Annotated in this window: 32 protein-coding genes and 1 pseudogene; all 33 read right to left on the bottom strand. The window is 47.8% G+C overall.

Annotated elements, in window-relative coordinates; translation table 11 throughout:
- Window positions 1-54: 54 nt before the first annotated feature.
- Complete coding sequence (locus DXA20_RS13005) at window positions 55-273, bottom strand: hypothetical protein (protein WP_118561343.1); 219 nt, start codon at window positions 271-273, stop codon at window positions 55-57.
- Window positions 274-392: 119 nt separating this feature from the next.
- Window positions 393-1100 carry an LptM family lipoprotein gene (locus DXA20_RS13000; RefSeq protein ID WP_118561341.1) on the bottom strand — a complete coding sequence of 236 codons (708 nt, stop codon included), beginning with the start codon at window positions 1098-1100 and terminating at the stop codon, window positions 393-395.
- 547 nt (window positions 1101-1647) lie between these two features.
- The gene (locus DXA20_RS18715; RefSeq protein WP_199877082.1) at window positions 1648-1740 is read right to left on the bottom strand and encodes an XkdX family protein; all 93 of its coding nucleotides are present in this window, start codon (window positions 1738-1740) and stop codon (window positions 1648-1650) included.
- Window positions 1741-1821: 81 nt separating this feature from the next.
- Window positions 1822-1986: a hypothetical protein gene (locus DXA20_RS16255; protein WP_158577237.1), complete on the bottom strand. Its 165-nt coding sequence runs from the start codon at window positions 1984-1986 to the stop codon at window positions 1822-1824.
- Window positions 1952-2458, bottom strand: a complete 507-nt coding sequence (locus DXA20_RS12990; RefSeq protein WP_118561339.1) for an RNA-directed DNA polymerase — start codon at window positions 2456-2458, stop codon at window positions 1952-1954. The genes DXA20_RS16255 and DXA20_RS12990 overlap by 35 nt, the downstream gene beginning before the upstream one ends.
- Complete coding sequence (locus DXA20_RS12985) at window positions 2455-3045, bottom strand: hypothetical protein (protein WP_118561337.1); 591 nt, start codon at window positions 3043-3045, stop codon at window positions 2455-2457. Before DXA20_RS12985 ends, DXA20_RS12990 begins: the two co-directional genes overlap by 4 nt.
- A gap of 282 nt (window positions 3046-3327) precedes the next feature.
- Window positions 3328-3735, bottom strand: a complete 408-nt coding sequence (locus DXA20_RS12980) for a hypothetical protein (protein WP_118561335.1) — start codon at window positions 3733-3735, stop codon at window positions 3328-3330.
- A 72-nt stretch (window positions 3736-3807) separates the two neighbouring features.
- Window positions 3808-5031, bottom strand: a complete 1224-nt coding sequence (locus DXA20_RS12975) for a DUF6273 domain-containing protein (protein ID WP_118561333.1) — start codon at window positions 5029-5031, stop codon at window positions 3808-3810.
- 4 nt (window positions 5032-5035) lie between these two features.
- A complete protein-coding gene (locus DXA20_RS12970; protein WP_118561331.1) occupies window positions 5036-5242 on the bottom strand; it encodes a hypothetical protein in 207 nt (68 codons plus the stop codon).
- A gap of 12 nt (window positions 5243-5254) precedes the next feature.
- Complete coding sequence (locus DXA20_RS12965) at window positions 5255-5635, bottom strand: phage tail-collar fiber domain-containing protein (protein ID WP_118561329.1); 381 nt, start codon at window positions 5633-5635, stop codon at window positions 5255-5257.
- Window positions 5636-5637: 2 nt separating this feature from the next.
- Window positions 5638-6723, bottom strand: a complete 1086-nt coding sequence (locus tag DXA20_RS12960) for a hypothetical protein (RefSeq protein ID WP_243100661.1) — start codon at window positions 6721-6723, stop codon at window positions 5638-5640.
- A gap of 157 nt (window positions 6724-6880) precedes the next feature.
- Entirely contained in the window at window positions 6881-8014 is a 1134-nt protein-coding gene (locus DXA20_RS12955) for a baseplate J/gp47 family protein (RefSeq protein WP_118561325.1), read from the bottom strand.
- Entirely contained in the window at window positions 8011-8436 is a 426-nt protein-coding gene (locus DXA20_RS12950) for a DUF2634 domain-containing protein (protein ID WP_118561323.1), read from the bottom strand. The genes DXA20_RS12955 and DXA20_RS12950 overlap by 4 nt, the downstream gene beginning before the upstream one ends.
- Window positions 8436-8720, bottom strand: a complete 285-nt coding sequence (locus DXA20_RS12945) for a hypothetical protein (protein WP_243100665.1) — start codon at window positions 8718-8720, stop codon at window positions 8436-8438. Before DXA20_RS12945 ends, DXA20_RS12950 begins: the two co-directional genes overlap by 1 nt.
- A gap of 14 nt (window positions 8721-8734) precedes the next feature.
- Window positions 8735-9496: a hypothetical protein gene (locus DXA20_RS12940; RefSeq protein WP_243100660.1), complete on the bottom strand. Its 762-nt coding sequence runs from the start codon at window positions 9494-9496 to the stop codon at window positions 8735-8737.
- A 3-nt stretch (window positions 9497-9499) separates the two neighbouring features.
- Entirely contained in the window at window positions 9500-10060 is a 561-nt protein-coding gene (locus DXA20_RS12935) for a hypothetical protein (RefSeq protein ID WP_118561319.1), read from the bottom strand.
- 13 nt (window positions 10061-10073) lie between these two features.
- Window positions 10074-11306 (bottom strand): hypothetical protein, encoded by a 1233-nt coding sequence (locus DXA20_RS12930; RefSeq protein WP_243100659.1) that lies wholly within the window; start codon window positions 11304-11306, stop codon window positions 10074-10076.
- Entirely contained in the window at window positions 11294-12412 is a 1119-nt protein-coding gene (locus tag DXA20_RS16855) for a phage tail tape measure protein (RefSeq protein WP_243100658.1), read from the bottom strand. The genes DXA20_RS12930 and DXA20_RS16855 overlap by 13 nt, the downstream gene beginning before the upstream one ends.
- Window positions 12413-12453: 41 nt before the next feature.
- A complete protein-coding gene (locus tag DXA20_RS16850; protein WP_243100657.1) occupies window positions 12454-13347 on the bottom strand; it encodes a phage tail tape measure protein in 894 nt (297 codons plus the stop codon).
- Window positions 13348-13452: 105 nt separating this feature from the next.
- Window positions 13453-13626, bottom strand: a complete 174-nt coding sequence (locus DXA20_RS16440; protein ID WP_199877081.1) for a hypothetical protein — start codon at window positions 13624-13626, stop codon at window positions 13453-13455.
- A gap of 47 nt (window positions 13627-13673) precedes the next feature.
- Window positions 13674-14096, bottom strand: coding sequence for a DUF6848 family protein (locus tag DXA20_RS12920; RefSeq protein ID WP_199877080.1), 423 nt, complete (start codon window positions 14094-14096; stop codon window positions 13674-13676).
- A gap of 99 nt (window positions 14097-14195) precedes the next feature.
- Window positions 14196-14582: a hypothetical protein gene (locus DXA20_RS12915; RefSeq protein ID WP_330420950.1), complete on the bottom strand. Its 387-nt coding sequence runs from the start codon at window positions 14580-14582 to the stop codon at window positions 14196-14198.
- A gap of 17 nt (window positions 14583-14599) precedes the next feature.
- Entirely contained in the window at window positions 14600-16018 is a 1419-nt protein-coding gene (locus DXA20_RS12910) for a DUF2586 domain-containing protein (RefSeq protein ID WP_118561317.1), read from the bottom strand.
- Window positions 16018-16194, bottom strand: coding sequence for a hypothetical protein (locus DXA20_RS12905; RefSeq protein WP_243100656.1), 177 nt, complete (start codon window positions 16192-16194; stop codon window positions 16018-16020). Before DXA20_RS12905 ends, DXA20_RS12910 begins: the two co-directional genes overlap by 1 nt.
- A gap of 26 nt (window positions 16195-16220) precedes the next feature.
- Entirely contained in the window at window positions 16221-16703 is a 483-nt protein-coding gene (locus DXA20_RS12900; protein WP_118561313.1) for an SON protein, read from the bottom strand.
- A gap of 3 nt (window positions 16704-16706) precedes the next feature.
- Window positions 16707-17195 carry a phage virion morphogenesis protein gene (locus DXA20_RS12895; protein ID WP_118561311.1) on the bottom strand — a complete coding sequence of 163 codons (489 nt, stop codon included), beginning with the start codon at window positions 17193-17195 and terminating at the stop codon, window positions 16707-16709.
- A 4-nt stretch (window positions 17196-17199) separates the two neighbouring features.
- Window positions 17200-17658, bottom strand: coding sequence for a gp436 family protein (locus tag DXA20_RS12890; protein ID WP_118561309.1), 459 nt, complete (start codon window positions 17656-17658; stop codon window positions 17200-17202).
- Between the two features lie 11 nt (window positions 17659-17669).
- Complete coding sequence (locus DXA20_RS12885; protein WP_118561307.1) at window positions 17670-18566, bottom strand: Mu-like prophage major head subunit gpT family protein; 897 nt, start codon at window positions 18564-18566, stop codon at window positions 17670-17672.
- A 13-nt stretch (window positions 18567-18579) separates the two neighbouring features.
- The gene (locus tag DXA20_RS12880) at window positions 18580-18849 is read right to left on the bottom strand and encodes a hypothetical protein (RefSeq protein WP_243100655.1); all 270 of its coding nucleotides are present in this window, start codon (window positions 18847-18849) and stop codon (window positions 18580-18582) included.
- 144 nt (window positions 18850-18993) lie between these two features.
- Window positions 18994-20048, bottom strand: a pseudogene (locus DXA20_RS12875) (phage protease).
- Between the two features lie 121 nt (window positions 20049-20169).
- Window positions 20170-20901, bottom strand: coding sequence for a phage head morphogenesis protein (locus DXA20_RS12870; protein WP_118561305.1), 732 nt, complete (start codon window positions 20899-20901; stop codon window positions 20170-20172).
- Window positions 20901-21221 (bottom strand): phage portal protein family protein, encoded by a 321-nt coding sequence (locus tag DXA20_RS18030; RefSeq protein WP_330420949.1) that lies wholly within the window; start codon window positions 21219-21221, stop codon window positions 20901-20903. Before DXA20_RS18030 ends, DXA20_RS12870 begins: the two co-directional genes overlap by 1 nt.
- A complete protein-coding gene (locus DXA20_RS12865) occupies window positions 21218-22507 on the bottom strand; it encodes a DUF935 domain-containing protein (protein ID WP_330420948.1) in 1290 nt (429 codons plus the stop codon). The genes DXA20_RS18030 and DXA20_RS12865 overlap by 4 nt, the downstream gene beginning before the upstream one ends.
- Window position 22508: the final 1 nt, after the last annotated feature.

Raw genomic sequence — 22508 nt, 5'->3', positions numbered from 1 at the left:
AGCGCATTCCCATATTTCTCATTTTTTTCAGACAACAAAATATCGCAATAAATGCTAAAATCTCTTCAACAGAATCGCTTTATCTTCTGCAGAAACTTTCATAATCTCCACCGCTTGTTTTGCAGAGATCTTCATGTTTTTCGTTGAACTTTTAATAGTCTTAAAGAACACTTCTATCCTCTTCGCCAAGTTGCTCTTCCATTGCTTTGCACATTTAACATTGACCCCCTCCCATTTCCTTAAAAATCCTAACAGGTTTTTACAATACTTCATAAAACATACTACTTTAACTAATAACAAAAATCTTGCATCAATCTATTAACCGAATCATCACTTTTTAACTGCCATTCACATATATGATTCGTGATCTATCACCGAACAATGCTTTTTTCTCAAAACCATTTTCGCAATAAGCAGTGCATTGTTCCGCATATTCTCCTATTTCTTTGCTCTAACTCAATAGTTCCACTTTCAATCTTAATTTTCGCACTATCACGTAATAATAAATTACTAAATGTCTTATTGTCCTCACTAAAACACTCATGCAAATTATCACCATTGTTCTCAACGTCAAGACTTGGCACAACACCAGACACATATACCACATCATATGTACCAGCAGGAATATCATCCGGCACAGTATAATTACCAGAAGATAATTGCATAGAATCTGAATAATTTGCAGAATTACTACTTCGACTACTGCTCTTACCATCTTTTATAGCATTATCCAAATCAGAATACGTTACAAGTGTTCCTTGTAACCACTCAACTAACGCATTATACTTTGAATCATGTTCTGTGATAATATAATTCACCAAATTATCTTTTTCTGTATCAGATAATTTATCATAAGCATCCTTAACTAAATCTACCTTTCCAAATGCGTCAGCCTGCATTAAAGCAATTTTTATGTTTTGGTTATGTTCTTCATCACTTGTAGTCACTTTACCTTCAACAGAATTTTGGTAATCAATATACTCTTCATACAATGAAATCGCCTCATCTACTGTCTCATAATATGAAGATGCCTTCTTACCACAACCGGATAATACAAATATCAATAATACAAATAAAACTGTAAATTTCAAATATTTCATTCAATACCACTCTCCTTTTTCATTTCGGATTTTTATAAAAATGGAACGTTAATCGACAATACAGTCCATTACTATTAACTTGTTTGTTAGTCTTTTTTGACATTTTTATATCCATTTGCCGCTCCATATTCTGCCATATCTATATATTTTTCATTTCCTGTGAAAGCATTTATCATATGAGTATCACTGTAGCTGCTCAAAATTTTTGTCACAAATTCTCAAAATCGTTGTCAAAAACTTTTCGGAAATAGTTCCCGGAAAGCAGACTCAAAAAGAGGGCTTTCGCCCTCTCATTTTTTTGACACATTCGATGAGAATAACGTTACTCATCATCATCGAATTTGACCCTTGCATCTATGCTGTGAAATTCAATTTTATTCCTTTTCAGGTACCGCTCTATCAAGCGGCTGATGTCATTCAGAATCGCACTTGATTCCGGGACGTTTAGCCTTATCTTAATCTCAATACGTCTCAAGGCTGCCTCCTTTATAAAAGCCTGCCAAAGTCATCCGGTCGGTGTGTCCGGATACCGTGGCAGGCGTTTTCACTATTTTGTATAAGCCTCTCCTGTGATTTCCTCGAACTCATCCGCTGTGATAGCTTTCTTCACTACCGCGTTCTTGAGCATCTTGCATTCCAAAAGCCGTGATCATAATATCCTTTGTATTTTTCAAAGTTTCTGCTGTGTTCCGTCTGTTTCTGTGGTTTCTGTGTTGTCATACTATTGTACCTCGCTTTCTTCCATGCCTGTATCCTGAGTCGGGAGCTCAACATCCGTCATCAGAGCGATATAGTCAATGATGGCTGCCTGTTCTGCGATGGTGGCTCTCATGTTCTCTTTTTCACGTTCTTCATAAACGCTTGTTTTGATCTGTCGATATTCCATCTTGATTCCTCCATAATTCCTTATAATATGCCTCCATCCGTCTCAAAAGTTGGTAGGAGGTTCCTTTTGCTGCGTGGTCTTTCCATCCGTTGAAGCATTCATCAACTTTAGCCTTTGATGACTCGCCTTTCTTAGCTTTAGCCACTAGCCTGTATAATTTCTTGCGTTCCTGCTTCACATTTGCCGGATTCAGTCTCATGATTATCTTCCCGGTCTCTGTCAGCCTGTAATAGAAACCAAGGAAGAGGATTTCTTCTGTTATCGGTATCACTTTTGTCTTTTTAGGGTTCGGTTCAAAGCCATATTCAGCCAATTTCTCGATTACCTTGTCTTTGCAGTATTCAAGGTACTCAAGGTCTTCGTGCATCAGCAGAAAATCATCCATGTATCTCAGATATCTCTTGATTCCGAGCTGTTCCTTGATGAAATGATCTAATTCATCAAGTACGGAGATTCCTGCTATCTGTATCATCTGACTTCCCGGATTATATCCGACATCGCCCTCATACTGATCTTCCAGTACCGCCTCCGCTCGCTTGTAGATGTCCGGCTCAAGGTGTTTCTTGAACTTGTCCTTTGCGACTGATGCTTCATGTTGGGATAATATCCATGTACATCCACCTGCAAGACTCCGCCTGCCCGTCCGTACTTCCTGTAATGTCGATGTAGGAACTCATCAAGCACCGCCCTTGCATAGTCCGTGCCCTTGTCTTTCTGACAGGCACAATTATGTTGGATGAAGCTCTTGGTCATTGCCGGATAGATGGCATTATCATTGAGACTCCGCTGATATACTCGGTCTCTGAAGCATATACTCACGATATCCCTCGGCTTAGGGTATGTCACTCTGAACTTCGTTGTCTGCCTTGCTTTATATGTCCCTGTTTTGAGCTGTTTTTCAAGCTTCAGGGTCTCTTCCAGTCCATTGAGGACGTAGTGGGCGGCTGACCCCTTCCACATAACGCCTTTCTTGCATTTCTGCATGGACTCAAACAAGGCTTCAAACCCTATGATATCCTCTTCATTATTCAATTCATTTCCATGATGTTGATAGCGCACACCTCCCAATCGGGGCGGTGATTACATCATCATAGTATTGTTTTGCCTATTGGCAGGGAACTCGGCTCCTTGTGTTAGATTGGTCGGACTCCATCTCTGTGAGATAGTTTGTATGTCCTTAATACCACACAATCCGGGGCGCAGCGAAGCGCGTTGACTGCGTTGTTGTTGTTGACGTTGCCCGAGCTGTTCACATTCCACGTATTGCACGCGTTGTCACGATTAGCCGAGCGCAAGCGCACGTTCTGCGTTACAGCCTACATCCCTATGGTAAAGCTCCGGCTATTTGCCGTAGCGTTTACTATCTGCATCTCTCCAACTTCTCAGATATCCTCTCACATCAATGGTCTTCTCGCTCCAATATTTCACTCGCTTTGATTTCAAGTGAAAGATCGTCTTTGCAAGCTGTATCAGTGCAAGAAGATTGTTACAGTTCCGGGCAGCTCTCTCCTGAAGGGCTTTTCTCATCTTCCAGTCATCCGCAGACTTTACTAGGATGTTGTTGGCTGTCCATGCATCAATGTAGATGTCTTTTGCTGTCCTGATGATATCATCGGTCAGGGAGCTTCTGTATTCCGGTAGGAATATCTTCTGATTGTTTGTTATCCTGATAGTGTACGTTGCCAAGTCCAAGGCTCTCACTATGACTTCAAGTTTGCTTTGGCTTCTCTCGCCTTCTGCTACTGCCACACCATGTCCTCCTTCTCTTTTTGGTCTATCCCCTGCATCCGTGGGTGCAGGGGATGATACATGATGCCGCGATTAGCAGATAACACAAACCGGGGCGCAGCGAAGCGCGTGGACTGCGCCGCCGTAGCCGTCGTTGACGCCGCCCGAGCTGTTCACATTCCACGTACTGCACGCGTCGTCACGACTAGCCGAGCGCAAGCGCACGTACTGCGCTGATGTGTGGCTTTCAATCGCATAGGTTCTGATCTGAGGATATGTCTGCCACTGTTGCATCTTTGTTGACATTCCGGACGCTCTCTTCCAATATTCCCAAACATCGCCTTCTCCGGCAAGCTGAGGGGTAATGTACATCTGTTCCAAGGATGGAAGGAAGAATGTGTCATATGTGACCTCTGTTTCCCCGTCTGCCTTGTCAGATACCGTATTGAGGGCAGTCACTACCTTGATCGGCTGAATGCAGTCAAGGAACTCTTTCTCAAAGCCGCTCATAAAGCCTGCTTTTGTTGCGTGCTGTTCCGGTACACGGTCAAACTTATTCTGAGATGTCCACCACTGTCCGGCAGGCTTGTCGGAGTTGAGCCACTGTCTCATAGCACTCTGTGACCACCTGTTATATCCATAGCTCAGGCGGTGAAGACTGTTAAGAGAGCCATCTCCTGCCGGAGTAAATGTACCGAGGGATGTTCCTGTGGAGCCTGCTGTTACGTTCACGGTCTCGATTGCTTCAGTGGATGCTCCGTCCCTGTAGGAGCTGACTCTCCACTCTGCCGGGGTCTTGTCAGGCATTCCCCAAAATCCTACAAGCATACCGCCCTGTGGTACAGGCTTGGTGAGTACAAACTGATATTTCTCGCCAGTTTTGCAGTTTTTTCCCCAGTTAGCTCCAACCGTGATGTTGTAGGTTCCTGCCGGGAGTTCTGCTTCACTCGCTGTATAGAATGCCTCATTGTTGTCAAACTGTACACCGAACGGAGTCGCATAATGCCACTGGATAAACATACCCGGCACTTCTTCGCCATCCTTTAAAGTTACATTTCCGAAGTGGACGATGTCTCCCACTGCTTCATATTTCTGTCCGGTAGCCACATCTGTCCACGGCACCACGATCTGATCACCGATGTTGTACACTTCAGATGCTTTGCCTGCCTGCACGATCTTCCTGATCTCAGCCATGCTCGTTGTACCTTCCATTGCTGCTCCTGCCATAAGGTTCAGAAGCATATTCTGTGTGTGGAGTTTCTCCACGATTTCCTTGCCTGTTGCGTCCAATAACATCGGCTCTGTAATTTTACTCATCTTCTTAGTCCTCTCTTTCATATGTTACACACAGCTTGCCATCGACCACACTGAAGCCTTCGTCATCCTTCTGGTCTTTCAGGTACTGATCATTGTCAAGAAGCTGTTGGTGTCTCTTATTCCACTCAGAATAGTGTCCCGGAGTAGTTCTCTCCATCGCTTCCATCTCTGTGTTGAATGTAGGGTTGTCTGATGCTTTCAGGTTTGCCATCTTCTACACCTCCTAGTAGTTGTCCTCGATGGTGAAGGTCACTTCCGTCTCATCCTTGCCTTTTGCCAAGAAATTTGAGAACGCAGCCACATCGCCATCCTCATCAATCAGAGCCATCTCGCTGATCTCCACGCCGATGAGCTCATTCTCTTCGAGTTTGATCACGTACTCATAGCTCGTCTCTGACACCTTTGTGGATGACGTGTATGGTTTTCTGATTACCTCATGTTTAAGTCTTACATTCTCAGGAAGAGGCTCGATCACCTTGCGGTTTGCATCCACTCCGCCACTTCCAAGGGCGATGTGGGTGATCTTCGCGATCTTCCCTGTAGTATGGCTCGCTTCAGCCATCTTTTTTCTACGAATCTTTGTGATAACGCTTTTTGTTGCCATTTCTACATTACCTCCGTTTTTTGATATGCGTCTATGATCTTGGAACCGTCAAGGCTCCATGTACCGTCAAGGAAGAAGAGGTTGTGTTCTTCGTGCCATGTGACGGTCAGATTCTCTTTGTTGTGTACTGCCGTTTTATAGGACTGTTTTGTCGGATACTCTACTCTCTGAGAGTCCATCGCTCTCGACCCTGTGAGATTCCACAGTCCATTGAGCTTCAGGTACTCAAAGAAGTCTATCGTGAGCCTGTACGCCACATTCTCCCGGCTTATGTCATATCTGTTGCTGACACTATGCGCCCTGTACTGCTGTTTTATCCGGATATTTTGCTCATGTTCTACCCGGTACCCAGTGCTCCACCGGATACCCCCGTTGTATATTAAGGCATCCAGTGTGTGGCTGCCATCAAGCTGCCATTTTCCATCTGTCTTCAGATAGAAGCCCTCGAAGTAATTTGCATACGCCCGGAACCCCATCTTTGCACTCACTGTTGTGATCAGCGTATGTTTGTTCCGGAAGGATGCCATTGACAGTCCTGCGGAATGCTGCTCGTATCTACTCCGGTACAGGTATCCGATTCGTGTAGGATAACCATGTACCACCGCATCAAGGAGATGGCTACCATCAAGCTGCCATTTTCCATCAAGCTTCAGATAATCATAGAAGTAGATAAACTTCTTATAGTCCACTCTTTGGAATGCCCCCGTGTGAGGCTCCTTGACTTCCGTCTTGTATTCCATATAGTAGTTGTCTTTGGCTTCAACCTCTTTCCATTGCCGGACGGTCTTTCTTAGGATGCTAAAGGCGATCGGATGCTCTTCATCCACGTCCATGACAATGATCAGGTAGAACTCCGCCCACCTCGTTATATCACCTTTGAAGTCCCTTGCACTTCGGATGACCGGGTTGGTGTATCCGAGAGCTTTTACCGCGAGGATAATGCCCTCATTCAGTCCTCCAAGTTGACACACTTCCTCATACATTGCTATTCGTGATCGGAAGTTATCCGGTGATTCCCCGGTGTATCTGCTCAGATTTCGGTCTGCTGCGTGTACCGAGAGCATCTCATCGCTACAGGTTGCAACCATGCCTTCATCCCTTGCCCGGAGAAGGTCTTCTTTGCATTCATCAAGCCTTTTCCCGAACACTTTGCACAGGGTGTACCAGTGATTCAGGGTTTTCTTGACTTTCTTAAAAGGAGAGGTGAAGAGGTACCACATATATTCAATAAAGCTTTCCATCTTATCACTCTCCCTTTACATTTTTAACCTCCACGGTGATGTTCCCTGCCATGATCACCTTGTCTCCACTGAGTTCCATATCTTCTGTCGGGGCTTTGAACACCGTCTTCCTGTAGTTCTCAATCTCACACAAAGCACTGATGATGCTGTCCTTGTACAGGGTATTCATCTCATCTCTCGGCAGTTTCATGACGTTGGTGATGATGTTCTGTGCTTTCTCTTTTACTCCATCTGTTGAAGCATATTGTGCAAGGTATATGATCACATTGATGTCCTGTACAACTACCTCACTCGATCTGACAAGATAGTCCGCATACTGTCCCTTCAGAGGTTCGACTGCCTCCTCAACTTTTGCTGTCAGCTCCGGTGATGCTTCCCCGGCAGAGCTCGTGATGATAATATCAACGGTACCCTGACCTCTTGGATGCTGTGCGTCCACCCTTGCATCCAGTACACCCGGCACTGACCTTGCAGCGTTTCTGAGCTTTTCTTCAATCGTTCTTGTCGCAAGCTCCGCCCAACTACTTGTACATCGGCTTCTCAGGTCTTCGTAGTCTTCCACGTCAGCTCCTTCCCTGATCAGCCACTCTTTTTCATTGGTTACATAGTCCATTCCATCAATATGTATCATGGATATAGTTATCTTGCCCGGTGCTACATTGTAGTAGGTTCCCGGTTCTTCCGCTTCCACAAGCACCTTCCCGGTCTGAGCTCCGGCATCTATGACCGTATCTTCCACAGCGTAAAACTTCAGCTCGTTGCCTGATGCATCCGGCTCCGTCTTGAAGCAATGCCCTTTTGTTATCTGTACGGCATTGTCATATTCTGCCCGGTACACTGTCACATAGCCTCTCGCTTTCACAGCCTCCTTCAGGCTTTTGGAGAAGTCTGCCGCTTTGATCTCAAGCCAATCTCCTTGTGCATGGAGGATGAAGCAGGAGTTCAAGATCGTCCTTGCAAGCTGTTTCAGCTCGATAAACAATGTCACAAACATCCGGATGATATGATAGAACACTCCGCCTTTTTTGAAGTTCGTGATCGGGAAGTCCGCCTCTGCAAGCTCTGCTTCTATGTTTTCCATTTCCTCTTCCTCGTCAGGAATCGGTATGATCTTCTCCATGATGTCCTCATCTATCATTCTACTATCACCTCCACTCCGTCACTTTCGATGCTTATACCGTACACCGTGTTGCTGTCATTTCTTTTGAATGTCACCCGGGCTTTGTAGCTGTGCCCCTCAAAGCTCACATCTATGTTGATGCTTGCTGCATCAATGTAGCTGCGTTTTGACATCTTCGATCTTATCCTCTGCTGTATCTCAAGCTTTGTGAACTCATCGAACTCTTCCTGACCAAAGTCAAGCATACCGAAGCCATAGCTTCCGTTACCCTCCTCATCCTCGTAGAAGAGTTCTCCTTCCTCCGTGAGAGCTTCGTTCTTCAGGTCTTGGAGCCAACACATATCATCTTCAGCAAGTTCTGACTGACCATCTGTCCCGGCTGTAGGTTGACCATCTACATCAAGCATGAGGTCAACATCCTCTTCTGTCACCATCTGCATCAGTCACACCTCCCCACGATATACGGGTCACATTCTCCGTATAGCAGCATCACAACCACGATGTCTCCGGATTCCACAGGAACCTTCGTGGATACCATCGGAACCTCCGGGAATCGTGTGTCTGTCTGCTTGTTTTTGTCAAGAATCTTGAGAGTAACGGTGTAGACATCTTCTTTCTTGGAAGCCTTCACCACCCTCGCATAAATACACGGAGGATATCTCATGTGTGGATAGTTTGTCTTGATCTGATCATCAAGCTCCTGTTTTACAAAGTTCTTCATCATATCCGACACGTCCATCACCTCCAATAGATATACATATGCACAGCCCCCGAGTCATCGCTCCGAACGATCGTCTTCTCGACAACCACGGTACCGCTGTACTTACTGTGTTCCACGATAACCTCCTGACTATGATGTATCCACGGGATGGCTATTGTCTCAGCCTCCCACATATCGCCATACTTATTCAGTGAGATGATCGTCTCGTCCTCTTCGAGGACATATAGTTCTTTTTGTTCCTTCTTGGTTCCCCAGTGGAATATCTTCTCTTGGAAGAAGAATGGGTTGCTTATCCCCCATGAGCTATTGATCTCCGCTATTGCAGCCGTTCCGCTCTTCTCTTCTATTGAGTAGACTTTTTTCTTGCCGTACACCTCATCCGTCAGCTCGTAAGCTGTTATTCCTGCCCGTGTCAGGATGTACCGGATGATATCCTGTGGTGTACAGTCAATGAACGTCCCCTTCACAGTTGCTCTTTCCAGTTTCATCATGTCATCCTTGATCATGATTTCCTTCCAGTAGTCACTCCCGTTGCACCGGACATATCCATCTATCAGCGTATCGAAGTCATCCTCATATCCAAGCTCTACCTGAGCCTCATCCATATCTTTGAACTGTATTAGTCCCTGAAGCCTTGGTGACAGTTCCACCCGGCACCAATCAATATGAGACTCGCGGCTTGAGAAGCATTCCACCTCTACCCCGTCCTTGATCTCATACTCTCCGACTGTCACCCTAAATTCCGGGGATATCAATTTCTTCTCTCCCAAGCTGCTCACCTCCTACCTCTTTTTGGTTATCTTCCTAGCCCTTTTCTTAGCTCTGTTTGTGCTCCGGCTATCCCTTGCAGGGCTCTTTGTCCTACTCTTTTTACTCTTGCTTCTCTTTGACTTGGTGCTCTTCTTTTTCTTGGTGCTCTTCTTTTTCTTGATTACTTTGACTGTGCCAATGTTCGGAGCCCACAGCTCTAAGGTGGCGATTCTCTTACTTTCTGAGATCACTTTCTTGGATGTCAGGGTCTTGAAATACACTTGCGTGATTCCTCTTGCAGCACAGTCATCGTTGACGATCGGAAGGAGCTTCGGCTTGTCCTGCCCGTTCCCCTTAAAGAGATTCTGCATATCCCTAAGCTGTGCAAGCGTGGAGTATCCGCTCATGTCTTCAAGCAGGATATCAATGTTCACCTTGCCATTTTCATATCCCACAGGTTGGGACTTCTTATACCGTCCCTTTTCATCCTGTGCTACATATACGCTTCCGGCTTCCGTGATCTCCACGCTCGTGACTTCTCCTCCGAGTATCACATTTCCAAGCTTTGCTACCTTGTCTCTTACATAAAGCACCTTGTTTCACCTCCTACGCATTGACAGGTACATCCGTCCGGTTCTGTGCATCCTTCAGCTCATCTATCAGCTTGTAGAGTAATGGCAAGTCTTTGATCTTGCTGATGTCTACCGTGAAGTGGATGCTGTTGATGCTCATGTTTCCGTTCTTTCCCCATCTCTCTGTAGTTATTGTCTCCCTGTTTGTTGTTGTGGTTGTCTCTTTCTCGCGCTTAAAGGTTGAAGCCTTGGATGTCAATGCGCTTGTAATACTTGCGCCTGTCTGCTGTACATCTGACTTGCTCTCCTCATTCTCGCCCTTGACTACGTTGCCGACAACTTCCTTCATCTTTGTCCACAGAGTGGCAAGTGGAAGGACTGCCTCAGCTCCGGCTTCTCCGCCTCCGAGCATCTTACCGCCCATCTGTCCGAAGATCGTAGCTCCGTTCAGGATACCTCCATCCTTGTACCACTGGATAGAGAAATGCGGCAGGGAACCCTTTCCGCCAATTCCAAAAGGAGCAACTCCTCCGCTCACACTGATGTGTGGGAGCTTCAGGCTAGGCAAATGCCACGAGAAATTGAAGGCTGACCTGATTCGTGATATTGCTCCGGTCACTACTGAATGAGCTGCCTGAAGCTTAGACGAAAATGCCGACTTGATGCTTTCAAGCACGGAGTTGACCGTATCTCTCGCTGACTGTATTTTGTTAGCAATCGTAGAGCGGACACTCTCAAGCCTTCCTCCTGTTAATGTGTTGATCGCGGAGTACGCTGTACTGAAGGTACCCTGCACCCCGGTCATTGTTGCTGCCACGATGCCCTTGATGCCCCCACCATGTGACTGATAGGATGCCTGCATCGCAGATAATTGTGTTGTTGCGTAGTTCTTGGCTGCCGACATTCCGGTTGACACTGCGTTTGCAACCCCGGACATCTTCTCACTCACAGTATTTTTGATACTTGAAAGCTTTCCGCCCGTCATAGTGTCCAGTGCCGAGTATGCTGTCGAGAACGTATTCTGTACGCCCGTCATAGCTGCGGCTGCCACACCCTTGATACCGCCTCCGTGAGACTCATAAGATGCCTGCATTGCCGATAATTGTGTTGATGCATACTCCTTCGCTGCGGACATCTTGGATGATACCGTCTCCGCAACTCCGGACATTTTCTCACTTACTGAGTTTTTGATACTCGTAAGCTTGCCGCCTGTCAGGTTGTCTATAAAGGTGTATCCTGATGTGAAATACCCCTTCACACCTTCCATAGCTGCGGCTGCCACACCTTTGATTCCACACCGTGTTCCTCATATGCAGCTTTCATGTTGCCAAGCTTTTCCTTGACCGTATCGGATGCCGCCCCTAAGATATTTCCGAAGAATCCCTTCACAGCTTCAAGCCCGTTTTTCACGGTATCCTTCATCTTCGATATCGTCTCTGACGCATCAATTCCGATTGCGGACAGGGCACCGCCCACCGCATCCAAGAATCCGGATGCAAAGCCACCGATAAATGAGAGAATCGCATCGAATCCGTTCAGGATGAAGTTCTTAAAATCATCGGCTGCGGCTGATGCAAAGTCGAGGGCTCCTGAAAAATCGCCCCGGAATAGTGCAACGACCGCATTCACTACGTTGGTCACGAATGATGTGAAGCTTGTCAGTGCATTGATCAGAGGAGTCAGTGCTGAGAGTGCTCCCTGTATCGCCCCGGCAAAAGTAGCACCAAGGACAGTTAGGACAACGGCTCCGACTTTTTCTATAATCCGGATGATCGGCTGTACCGCCTGCCATAGTTCGGTCAGCTTCTGTCCGAGTTTCTGTAGCGCAGGCTGTATGCTCGTCCATGCTTGTTGTACTGCATTTTGAACCTGTGTAAATAGTCCCTTCCAAAAGTTCCGGAAGGCTTCCGACTTGTTCCATAGGACAACGAATATCGCTATCAGGGCAACTATCCCGGCAATGACCCATGTCACGGGCGATGCAAGGAATGCTGTGTTAAGTCCCATCACCGCGGTCTTCACTATCCCGATCGTGTTCTTCATCGACAAGAAAAGCTTGCCGAGGCTTCCCACTATTCCCATCACGCTTCCGGCTACCACAAGGAATATTCCAAGTTTCAACGCTATGTTCATGATGGTCTGTACCGTCTGTTGGTTGTTGCTTATCCACTCGCCTCCGCGCTTGATCAGACCACTCACCTTATCCATTGTGTCATTGACCGCAGGAAGTAGTCCGTTTCCAAGTTCCTCAACATTGTTATGTATCTGTTGCTTTAGCACTTGGAACTTCTGCTCAGGCGTGTTGTTGATGGCTTCTGCCATCTCCTTTGTGACTGATGACCCCTGCTTCATGGATGCCGATAAGTCATCCACTCCGGTTGTCAGGGAGTCCACGTTGTTGTAGAGAAGGTCGATCATGGCAACCGCCTCATCTGTTCCGAGGCATCCTTCAACTCTTTCTTCTCTACTGCGTCTATGGTTTCTCCGTACTTTCCTTTCAGTTTTTCAAGGATTTCCGGTGTGGAGAGCAGTCGGTTGTTATCATCCGTCAACTGCAATCCGAGTGCCTCTCCTGCTTTCGTTGCCTGATTCAGGAAGGACTTGTACTTTGTCGCGGCTTCAGAGCCCGACATAGTTGTCTGTAACTGTCCAAGGATAGCAAGCTGTTCCTCAAGTGGCACGTTGTTATTCGTTGCCGTAGCTCCCAACGTACTGATCGCACTCGCCATCTCCGAACCTGATGTCTTGTAATTCTTAACCGCCGTAGCGATTCCTGCGGAGAACATCTCACCGAACTCAAGGTCTGACAGGTCATCATAGGCACCCTTGTAGATACCGTATCCTGTAGCAAACAGTGAGCCCATCTCCTCTGTGGTGGACTTGGTGGCTTTACCTGTCAAGGCTGCCAACTGTGTGAACTGAGCCACGCCCTCATCCGTCAACGATGCTATACCTGACTTAATATCATAAGATGCTGTGATGAAGTCAGCTTTGCTCGTTCCTGCCCATGTGTCTGAGAAGCTCTTTGCTGCATTTTCTACCGCCTTCAGGTCTTTAACTCCCAGTGATGACAGTTCTCCGAGTGCATTCTGTGTATCGAAGGTGGATGTCACCAACTTGGTTCCTACTCCGAGGATAGCTCCACCAACTCCCGTCAGAGCTGCCCCGGCTTTCTGCATGGTTCCGAAGGCTGAGTCAAGCTTTTGGATGCTTCCGGATACATTTCCCTGTATCGTGTTCATCTGTCCGGACAGGTTGTCTACTACGTTAAGAAGTACCGACAATTTATAGACAGACTCCATACCCATGCAACCACCTCCTAGTTGCTTTTTTTGTGTGATGTGATATACTATCCCTTAGAAGACCATAGAGGTGTACAGAATCCCATAGCTCCCGGCTGTGGGATTTTTGTTTTATTCGTCTGTAAAATTGTCAGCTATACCCTGAGCAACTCCTGCCCTGATCTCGTCTATGATCAGTTCTCTTGCACAGTCCGCCTGAGCATACAGATCATAGAACTCTTCAAATGTCAGCTCCTCAAAGCTTTCCGGAACAATTTCCCGGGGAAGATACTTGTATATCAGCATCTTCCCATAGGCTATAAAGTTCTCTTTGAACGCTTCCTTCGCATCGTCTACAGTTTTTTTACTGATGTTGTGTCAGCAAGTCCGAGCATACGGAGCAGTTTGTCCGCGAGGGAGATCGCCATAGCCGGGTACTCTTCCAGAGTATCCTTCAGTTCATCCCTCTGCTCATCAATGATATTATCGAAGGCGAAGGTCTTGGATGCCTTGCTTGCGCTGTTTGAGATTGTCTTGACATATCTGTCATAGGATGCAGGCTTCGGCTTTCTGAAGAGGAAAGTGAACTCTTCCTCAGTGTCATCATCTACAGCTACAGTGTTTGTAATCGTGTAGATCTTCTGACCGTTTCCTGTGTATTTCTTCTTCAGTTCTTCAACATCCTGTTTCTTTGTCTCCTGTGCAGCTTCCGCTTCAACTTCCTTGGCTGCTCCGAATAATCTCTCTTCATTCTCCGTTAATACTGCGTTACTCATAGATATTTACCTCCATATTTTTGACATTTATTTTGTGAATTTACGCATCAAGGTCATTGATCTTGATGCCGCCCATTGCCATTCCATCAAGGTCTACCTTCATGGACTTGTCTCCCTGTGCTGCCTTGAGCTTCGCTTCGAGAAGACAACCTTTGTCAGGGTATCGGTACAGGTGGACGCTCCCTCATCCGCATAGGATACCGTGATCTTCGGGATAACGTACTTATAGAAGTTCTTATATCCCTTGCTCTTGATTACACGGCACATCTCATTGAAGTCCTCGCGGAGCATACTCAGCTTCACGGAGTTCTTCTGATTTCCGGTACCGTAGCCTCTGATCTTGCCGCCTTTTCCATATACAGCCTCACTCTCCTGCTCATCATCGTAGGAGATTTCTGTTGGCTCGATATTCTCCATGCCGGACGTGGAAATGGTCACGCTCGACCAGTCATACACTTTTCCATTAACTAACTGTTTGTTTGCCATCCTGTTCTACCTCCTTCCTAAGATGCTGATGCAGGGTTTTCTACTGCAAAGGTCAGGTTCATCTCTCTGACGTGTCCCATCGGCACGTATGTCACCCTCACGTCAATCGACTCATCCACAAGGATATTGAGGTTCTCCGTGTCGATCTCAAGTCTTCCGGAGCTGATGATCTTATCATCTACAGCATCCTCCACCGGAGTATTGAGGTTTGCCTGAAGGATAGAGATGCTCGCATCTAAATCTCCCGGGTCAACTTCACTCTGAAGCTCATTGAGTGCATATGCTCTGACCGCCTTCACAAGTCTGTTGGACACTCTGACATCTTCCGCGTATGCATAATCACTACCGTCCGGAGCCATCATGTTCGCGCTTGTCACATAGTAGTCTTCCTTGCCGACATACTGTCTGAAGGTCAGGTACTTTGCTTTGTCCAAGATTGCGATATAGTCCTCGATTCCTTCCGGAAGGAGTTTGAGCATCTTTGCCTCAGAGATAGGGAAGCTCTTCACCTCTCCGATGCTCTGCGATTCCTTTGCTTTGCAATACAGTCCGCAGACAATTCCTGCATTATTGATATCCTGCACTCTGCCATCCATTCTCTGATATCTCGAATTGGAGCAGACTACCTGAATATAGATGTTGTTGATACCTTTTCTTTCCTCCTGCATTGCTGCAACATACTCATCAAGGCTCTCGTTGCTTCTCTTCATTCTTGCCTCGCACACAAAGAAAAGAGGTCTCTTGTACTTTGTGAGGAAGTCGTTGGCAATGCTTGCAAGGGAAGCCCACAGAGTTCTTGAGGATGTACCCACAATGTGAGCATACTCAAAGGCTGTGTTGTTGTTGATCAGACTCTCTACCGCGCTGATCACATCTGCGTTACTCATGGACGGGGCTGTCGTTGAGAAGCTGAAGGTATCTCCTTCCTTGAAGCTGTCTCCTCCGGCTGCTTCCGTGAACTTTGCGGTGAGCCCGGTATTGGCAAGGACTGCCTCTCCATTCAGAGGGACTGTCATTTCCTCGCTGAAGGTATTGCCTCCGTCTAAGGAGTATGCATACCCGGCTTCATTGTTCTCTCCGTCATCTGTGACCTTGATCACAATGTCGTATGCATTGTTGGGCTTTCCACTCACTTCGAGGGTTCCCTCTCCTGTCTTGACTGCCTTGACTTCCCCGATGGTTCCGTCTGTGGTTGCCTTGACCGGGATGCAGTAGATCGTAGCTGCTCCGTTCTCCACGGAGTCGATGCAGGCATCCGCGAGCGGAGTGTTGCCAACCTTCTCCTTGATCTTCTTTGCATCCATGCTGCCGGTGATCAGGATAGGGGTTGCGCTCTCAATGTTAGAAATACCGATCTTGAACTGTACACCGCTTCCTGTGGAGCTGCTACGTCCAAGGTTCCCGTCTTCTACGGTTACATTTACATCTCCGTACATTATCCCTTCGCCTCCTCTTTTCTACCGTCAATTGGTGCTGTCTTGAAGTCCTCAACCGCCTTGGTGAACTCATTCTCCTCGACCTGTCTGCCGGACTTCCATTTCTTTGCTGCTTTTACGCCTTCAAACACGGCATCTGATACTTTGTATTTATCTCTAAGCTCTTCGATGCTCATGTAGCTGTTTCTTTGTTTGCCATGTTTTATCCTCCATTTTGAATATTGCCGATCTCCACCGCTTTCTTCGTGAAGTCGGCATATATACCGCCTTCAAATGTGACATCGAACTGTACAGCTATCTTTGCCTTCAGGACACTATCGCCCTCTTCAACCCAGTCCGCTTCACCTACTACGATATTCACCCAGTTTCCATCATCCTCCATGCCCTTCCCGATCAGTCTGAGGAACTTCTCAAAAATCTCCTCACACTTATCTTCCGAGGCATCTGCGATGATCACCCGGAGCTTTGTGTCCCTGCTCCACAGCTTGACTCTGCGCTTCCGTTGCCCCTCTTGGTCTACAAAGTTTCTTTTTGAGCCTGAGCGTGCGAGAGTCTCCCCATTTCGCAGAACTGCGCCAAGGTGTGACTCGTTCGCCTGCTTTAGCTTTTTCATTGTGGTGTAGACCTGACTTTTGATTCCGGACTCCTTCAGCTTTGCGATCAGGTAGTCTTTCTCTTTCTTCATGTCTTACTCCTTGAATATTTCCTCCAAGCTCTCCCGGATATCAAGTTCGTCTTCATCACTGATACCAAGGAATGGTCTTGGTGGAATGCTTATCCTGACAGAAGCAGCTCTCCGCCACTGTCCTCCAACTTTGAAGGTGAGATACTTCGCATTCTTAGCTCTTATAGTCCTCTCGTCACCGAATTGGAGTGTGGCAGCCCTTATGTCATTCGTGCCGACTGCAAGTCCGCTCTCATCTGCCTGCGAGTGGATACTTGTCTTCAATGTTGTCGTATCGGTCAGCGTCTTGCCGCCTGACTCTCTTGCCCGGATGGAAGGTGTCCATCCGACTCCCTCCGGGCTCTTTTCGCTTTGGAATCTCTCGACCGTTGAGGTACGGAGCCCCTCAGCGATGGAGTTCAGAACCCCACGCTTCTCAAGGCTCTTCAGTTTATTGAGACGTTGGAGCAGTGCATCTGTATCTCCGGACATCTCTGCCCTGATTGATGACATTCAATCACCATCCTCTCATGCTGTCCCTTGAGAATATTCGCCCTGAAGACTTCATCTTGAAGCCGTTGGCTGCATTCCCACTGCCTACAGCCTCATCCTCAGCTCCTACGCTGATGGTTCCCTTGGCAACCTCCGTCAGGAACTTGATGGCTGCATTGTAGCGGTTCAGGAAGGTCTTCTCCCTCTCACTCTCGTCTATTCCTGTACGCGACACAAGGTTATATACAGCAATATCCTTCGCGAGCTTGTTGATGACCTGTGGTGTCTTCGTGAATGGTACCTTGTACCGCTTGGCAAGGTACCCGTCAATCTCAGCGCAGGCATCGCTGATCGCATCCTCGCACAGGGCGGTGATCTTTTGCTGCTTCTCATCCGCGTCCTCGATATACTCATCTCCGATGATGGAGTTCACCATGTCTTCCTTGATCATTTTGAGCACTTCGCCCGTGGTACAATATCCCATATCATTACTCCTTAACCCTGTGCCTTTGTTGCTCCGGTGGAACCATATGCCATCTGCCAGAAGCCATATCCGGCATTGCTACGACCGTCAGCTCCGTAGATGAACTGATTGTTCATGAACACGTTCTCATCGGTATCCTTAGTGAAGGAAGTGAACTTGATCTTCTTTCTCTCCTGATAGATGATAGGTTTCAGGAATCGGTTGGTGCATAACAGGAACCAATAGTCCGGATGTTCTGCAAGCTCCGGCTCCACAAGAAGCTTTGCTGTACCCTTCATGATGTTGCTTGTGCCATTGATCAGTTCAGCTTCCAAGATGGTTCTTGCTTCCTCTTCCTTTGCAGGCGATACCACAAGAAGGTCAGGCACGAGCTTGAGGCTCTTTCCTTTGTCTCCACGGATGCTCATAATGGAAGCTCTCGCAGCCTTATAGCTTTCCATGGACAGCTCCTGTGTTCCTAAGTTGCTGTATGTAACACCGCCCATCTTGTGATCAGCCGCAAAGAAGGCTTTTCCGTCATAACACTTTGCTGTGAACCCGTTCATCAGTGCGCCAAACGTGAGCTCATCCGGATGCAGTGCGGCAGCTTCTCCCATGTTTGAGAAGAGTGGGGTGTACACTCCATACTTGTCATCCTCGATATCATCTCTTGGTACCCCGATGGTCATCTCAAAAGGTTTGTTCTTGATAGAGTAGTCATATGCTGCAAGGCTCTGTACTTCCCTCTCGCCAATCCACTCCTTCATTCGAGGCATCTGTCCGAGCCACTTATAATTCTGCTCGCCCGTGGTGCTCGGAACCGTGGTGGCGATCTTCTGATAATTGGACTGTGTAGCTTCAAAGCTCTTGTTGTAGGCTGTTGAGTAGCTGACTGCCAGTCCGTGCAAATTTGCCTGATTTACAATCATTTTCTAGTCCTCCTTATTTTCCTGTAACTGTTTCCCTGTACTGGGTCATCATGTCAACGGTCACACCGTCATCTTCCACTGCGAGGATGATTCCTGCATAGCTTGAACCCTCCGCAGTCAGGCTCACTGTCACGTCATCCTTGATATAGCAAGGCTTGAGCAGGTCAGTGTTCTTGATGGTTCCATCATTCTCCCACACGAATGTTCCGCGCTTGACTTCTACCGTGGCAGCTCCATCCACTCCGGTTGCGTTATCGCAGAAACGCTGCACGCATCCTGCCACAATCTTTCCCACTGCCTTTGTCGCAGTTTCGGCATAGCTTCCGCATTGATCACAGCATGGTACACTCAGTCAGTGTCTGTCCGGCTTTCACCGGGATGTTAAGCAGGCTGTTGCCTGTCTTTTCATTTCCTGTTCTGATCATGATTAGTCCTCCTTCTTGTAGTATTTCTCCATGTCTTCCTTGGAGATGCCGCAGTTCTTCAGAATAGCCATGTCAACATCATCCGTCTTGGTATTGTCAGCCGGGGCATCCTTCAGAGCCATCTTGCCCTGCGGAACTACTGCCACCGCCTTGTCCATGAATTTCTTGAAGCCATCTGCATCCTTCAGGGCATATTCTCTCGCCCAGTCAATCTGTGCTGCGGTGATCTTGCCTTCCTTGAGTGCAAGCTGTACCGCTTCCTCTGCCTCTTTGCGCTCGATCTTCTCCTTTAAGGCAAGCACGGTCGCTGCCGTTGCCTTGTCTCCACCTGTCTTCAGAGCCATGATGGAAGCTGCAACATCTTCAGTCTTTGCATTCTCATCCAGTTCAAGGAGCTTCAGGATTGTGCTGTTAGCCACAACCTCCGCAGAGGCATCAGCTCCTTCACCTGTGCTTCCTTCTCCCTTTTCTTCCATCTCTTTGATCTTCTGTGCTGCTTTTCCTGCTTCCTCAACCGCCTTCTTGACTTCCTCTTCGGTTGCAGTCTCCGGGAGCCCGAGGCTTTTGCGATTTCCTTCAAATCCATTGTTGTTCCTCCTTCTGAATAGTCCTCTATAGTCAGGGAGTTCACCACAGGGAACATCCCATCAATAGCCGGGGTATTGGTCAGAGCCACAGAGTGGAGTGCTGTAGCTTTCTGATCTCTCTTTCTCACCATGACAACCGGGGACAGGTATCTGTATTCTTTATTCTTCAGATATTCTGTAGCCTTCGGTGTCCATTCGACCTTAGCGATCAGTGCATCATCTCCTTTGTAGATGTCCTTTATCCATCCGCCTGCCGGAGCCTGCACATCTGCAAGTGTCTGATGCTCGTAGTCGATCACAAGGTCAAGCTTCCTGTCCTTGAACTGCTTTCGGATGAGCTCCACGCTCTCATCGTCTACTGTAAAGTCCCCTTTTTGGGAGTGGACTCGTCCAAGTGGAAGTATTTTGATTTCACTTGGTACTCCGGATACTTCTACTCCTTCTCCGGCGCACACCTTCCATCCATTCATGCTTGCCACCTCTTAACTTGCGTTTGATAGCGTTATTACGCGTTATAACGCGGTATTCTGTTCGTGGGCGAGTATTTCTCCACCTAGAACCTTTTCTTCGTTCTGAGCGTCTTGTGACGCTTCACTGTTTCTTTGCTGTATTTCTTTCCTTAAACACCTTCCGGAGCGGCTCTGATATGTTTGTCATATCAGGCTTCCACACTGCCTTCGCCGGGTTATTGGAGAAGCCCTTGTCCGGAAACGCCGGGATGATTTCCCCTGTGGAGTAGTCCACGTCATACGGTATCTCATGCTCAACGGTCAACCCTCTCCTTTCTACCTGTGCCCTTGTCAGGCTCACAACCATGCATCTGCACCGGAATCCGTTGGGAGGGTACCACACGTCCCATATCGGGTCATCTGCCGGGAACACCCTCTCAGCCATCGCCTGATGTGTTTCCCTGACGTGTCCATCTCCGGCTGTCTTATACTGCCAGTACGGTCGCATCTTCTTGGTTGTTTCATCGGTCATACTTTTGTAATGTCCGGCATTAAAAGCCGTCTGCATATTCGTCCGGAAGATGTTGTCACTCTTCCACGGGTTCATCCCCTCGTATCCATGCTCCTCAAGGAAGTTGTTCATGTCCTTCAGGAACTGCTCTTTTGTTGTTCCTTCCTCTGCCGCCTTTGTCAGGCAGTCAAGGAACTCCTGAAGCATCTGAAGGCTTGTGTATCCGGATACTGTGAATGCTTTTGCCCTGCTCTCGTCATCGAGAAGCCTGTACTCCTCGCTTGTCAGTGCTCTCTTCCCCTTCAGGAACCTCACGGCATCCTTGAAGATGAAGTCCCGGGATAGTCCATACTTAGCTTCCATCAGTCCATGCTCCTTCCTACAAGGTGGGACAGATATATCCCCTGCTGTATCATGTCATCAAGCTCCGGACTCTCCATCTGTCCATATAGTTCCTTGAGCTTTGCCTCATCCTTCAGGACTGCTTGCAGTTCATCCATGTCCGAAGCTGTGTCAATTACTTTGAGAATCGGTTTGAGCATCTCGCGGAAGATGTCCGCTGCCTGTTTGTTTGCCATGCTCACGATTCCATCAACCTGTTGCTGCTCATTAGCTCCATCCTTCAGGGTTTTCACATCCTCCGGGGAAGTTTTTTCCGGAAGGATTTCCGAGCCGCCTGTCACCGCAGGAGCCATCTGTTTGACCGGAGCTTCAGTACCTCCTCGCCATCTTCCGGTTCCGGGATGCTAAACTTCTTGTATATATGTCCCTTTGGTATCTCAAGTCCCATGTCGCAGACAAGGGTCTTGTATATCTCCACCGTCTCCTTCTGATCTTCCACCTCTTGGCAGTCGAATGTGAAGAACGGCAGCTCCGCATCCTCTCCGAAGTTAAACTCCACAAGAGGTCGGATGATGTCTCGCCTGATCGTAACAGCAAGAGCTTTCGCGTCTGCCACCGTCAGGTCATGTCTGACATCATTGTGGGTCTTTGACTGAGCGTAGCTTCCACCTCCACTGTCTGATGTCAGTGTCTGTCCAAGGATAGCCTTGGACATCTGCTCATCACAGTATCTTGCGAGCTTCTCATAAATCTCTACGCTCGTGGTCTTGTTGGACTCAATAAACTCGATCATCGTGGAGCTTGGCACGATTCCGGCTGCATCCGTTCCAAGGGAGATGATCGCTTCCATGAGCTGTCTCTTGTCATCCTCTGACGCTGACGCATCGTACTTGCCAAGTCTGAGCGGCATCCCGAAGACTTCACAGAAGCTCACCCAGTCCTTGATATCGTAGTTCTTGAACAGGTACATCCATGAGACCACTCTCATGACTCCTGCCCTGCTCGGATGTCCCGACTTCGCTTTGTACCTGTGTACCACAAACTTATTCTCAGGGAGCTCGATGCCGGAAGGGAAGTCTTTGGTGCACACCTTCATCTCATCAGTCGTTCCATCCCATATCAATTTTTTAGGGTGGACATACTCGATATCATCAATGACGTTGCGTCCGTCTTCCACCGTCCAACTCAGTTCCATGATGCTGATGCCCTTGCCGATCGCGTCAAGCATATCTATCAGCACATTGTCAAAGTTTTCGATGCTCTTGAGCTGTTCATCCACAAAGTCCGCGATCTCTTTGTCCCGGTCATCCTTGGAGAACGGCTGAACCTCCCAGTCCAGTCCGGTCACGGCAAGCTTTCGGGTCTGCATCTGTGAGAAGAGGTGTGTGTCTTTCTCCTCCATCTCCTCAAAGAGTTCCATCTGTGCCCTGACATCACCCTCATCTGCCTGCCGGAATATCCGGGCGAGCCTTCCCGGGGTCAGACCGTTGGAGGGATAGTCGCTGTACTTGTCATTTACATCCCCGACCGCCACCCTTGCCGTGACAGGTCTCTTTGCCCCGGTGTCAATGGACGGGTCAAAAGGTTTTGCTTCTTTCCCTCTCTGTTTCTTCTTTCTCTTCGCCAAC

It is taken from the genome of Roseburia sp. AM59-24XD, assembly GCF_003478445.1.
Lineage (GTDB): Bacteria > Bacillota > Clostridia > Lachnospirales > Lachnospiraceae > Jutongia.
This window is presented reverse-complemented; position numbering and strand designations above follow the sequence as displayed.

Excerpts from the sequence above, each read along its gene's own strand:
- DXA20_RS12915 (WP_330420950.1), bottom strand. The coding sequence starts at position 14,582 with ATGGCAAACAAACAGTTAGTTAATGGAAAAGTGTATGACTGGTCGAGC.
- DXA20_RS12960 (WP_243100661.1), bottom strand. The coding sequence starts at position 6,723 with ATGGTTGCAACCTGTAGCGATGAGATGCTCTCGGTACACGCAGCAGAC.
- DXA20_RS12890 (WP_118561309.1), bottom strand. The coding sequence starts at position 17,658 with ATGGGATATTGTACCACGGGCGAAGTGCTCAAAATGATCAAGGAAGAC.
- DXA20_RS12975 (WP_118561333.1), bottom strand. The coding sequence starts at position 5,031 with ATGAGTAAAATTACAGAGCCGATGTTATTGGACGCAACAGGCAAGGAA.
- DXA20_RS16255 (WP_158577237.1), bottom strand. The coding sequence starts at position 1,986 with ATGGAATATCGACAGATCAAAACAAGCGTTTATGAAGAACGTGAAAAA.
- DXA20_RS12950 (WP_118561323.1), bottom strand. The coding sequence starts at position 8,436 with ATGCAGATGGTGACAGAAGAGGATGTTGACCTCATGCTTGATGTAGAT.
- DXA20_RS12945 (WP_243100665.1), bottom strand. The coding sequence starts at position 8,720 with ATGATGAAGAACTTTGTAAAACAGGAGCTTGATGATCAGATCAAGACA.
- DXA20_RS12900 (WP_118561313.1), bottom strand. The coding sequence starts at position 16,703 with ATGAAGAAAGAGAAAGACTACCTGATCGCAAAGCTGAAGGAGTCCGGA.
- DXA20_RS12930 (WP_243100659.1), bottom strand. The coding sequence starts at position 11,306 with ATGGAAGGTGTGAAGGGGTATTTCACATCAGGATACACCTTTATAGAC.
- DXA20_RS13000 (WP_118561341.1), bottom strand. The coding sequence starts at position 1,100 with ATGAAATATTTGAAATTTACAGTTTTATTTGTATTATTGATATTTGTA.
- DXA20_RS16440 (WP_199877081.1), bottom strand. The coding sequence starts at position 13,626 with ATGCTGATATACAAGTATCTTCCCCGGGAAATTGTTCCGGAAAGCTTT.
- DXA20_RS12920 (WP_199877080.1), bottom strand. The coding sequence starts at position 14,096 with ATGAGTAACGCAGTATTAACGGAGAATGAAGAGAGATTATTCGGAGCA.
- DXA20_RS12895 (WP_118561311.1), bottom strand. The coding sequence starts at position 17,195 with ATGTCATCAATCAGGGCAGAGATGTCCGGAGATACAGATGCACTGCTC.
- DXA20_RS12910 (WP_118561317.1), bottom strand. The coding sequence starts at position 16,018 with ATGTACGGAGATGTAAATGTAACCGTAGAAGACGGGAACCTTGGACGT.
- DXA20_RS12990 (WP_118561339.1), bottom strand. The coding sequence starts at position 2,458 with ATGATACAGATAGCAGGAATCTCCGTACTTGATGAATTAGATCATTTC.
- DXA20_RS12955 (WP_118561325.1), bottom strand. The coding sequence starts at position 8,014 with ATGATAGATGAGGACATCATGGAGAAGATCATACCGATTCCTGACGAG.
- DXA20_RS16850 (WP_243100657.1), bottom strand. The coding sequence starts at position 13,347 with ATGGGTATGGAGTCTGTCTATAAATTGTCGGTACTTCTTAACGTAGTA.
- DXA20_RS12870 (WP_118561305.1), bottom strand. The coding sequence starts at position 20,901 with ATGGAAGCTAAGTATGGACTATCCCGGGACTTCATCTTCAAGGATGCC.
- DXA20_RS12970 (WP_118561331.1), bottom strand. The coding sequence starts at position 5,242 with ATGGCAAACCTGAAAGCATCAGACAACCCTACATTCAACACAGAGATG.
- DXA20_RS12965 (WP_118561329.1), bottom strand. The coding sequence starts at position 5,635 with ATGGCAACAAAAAGCGTTATCACAAAGATTCGTAGAAAAAAGATGGCT.
- DXA20_RS12905 (WP_243100656.1), bottom strand. The coding sequence starts at position 16,194 with ATGAGCATCGAAGAGCTTAGAGATAAATACAAAGTATCAGATGCCGTG.
- DXA20_RS12885 (WP_118561307.1), bottom strand. The coding sequence starts at position 18,566 with ATGATTGTAAATCAGGCAAATTTGCACGGACTGGCAGTCAGCTACTCA.
- DXA20_RS13005 (WP_118561343.1), bottom strand. The coding sequence starts at position 273 with ATGAAGTATTGTAAAAACCTGTTAGGATTTTTAAGGAAATGGGAGGGG.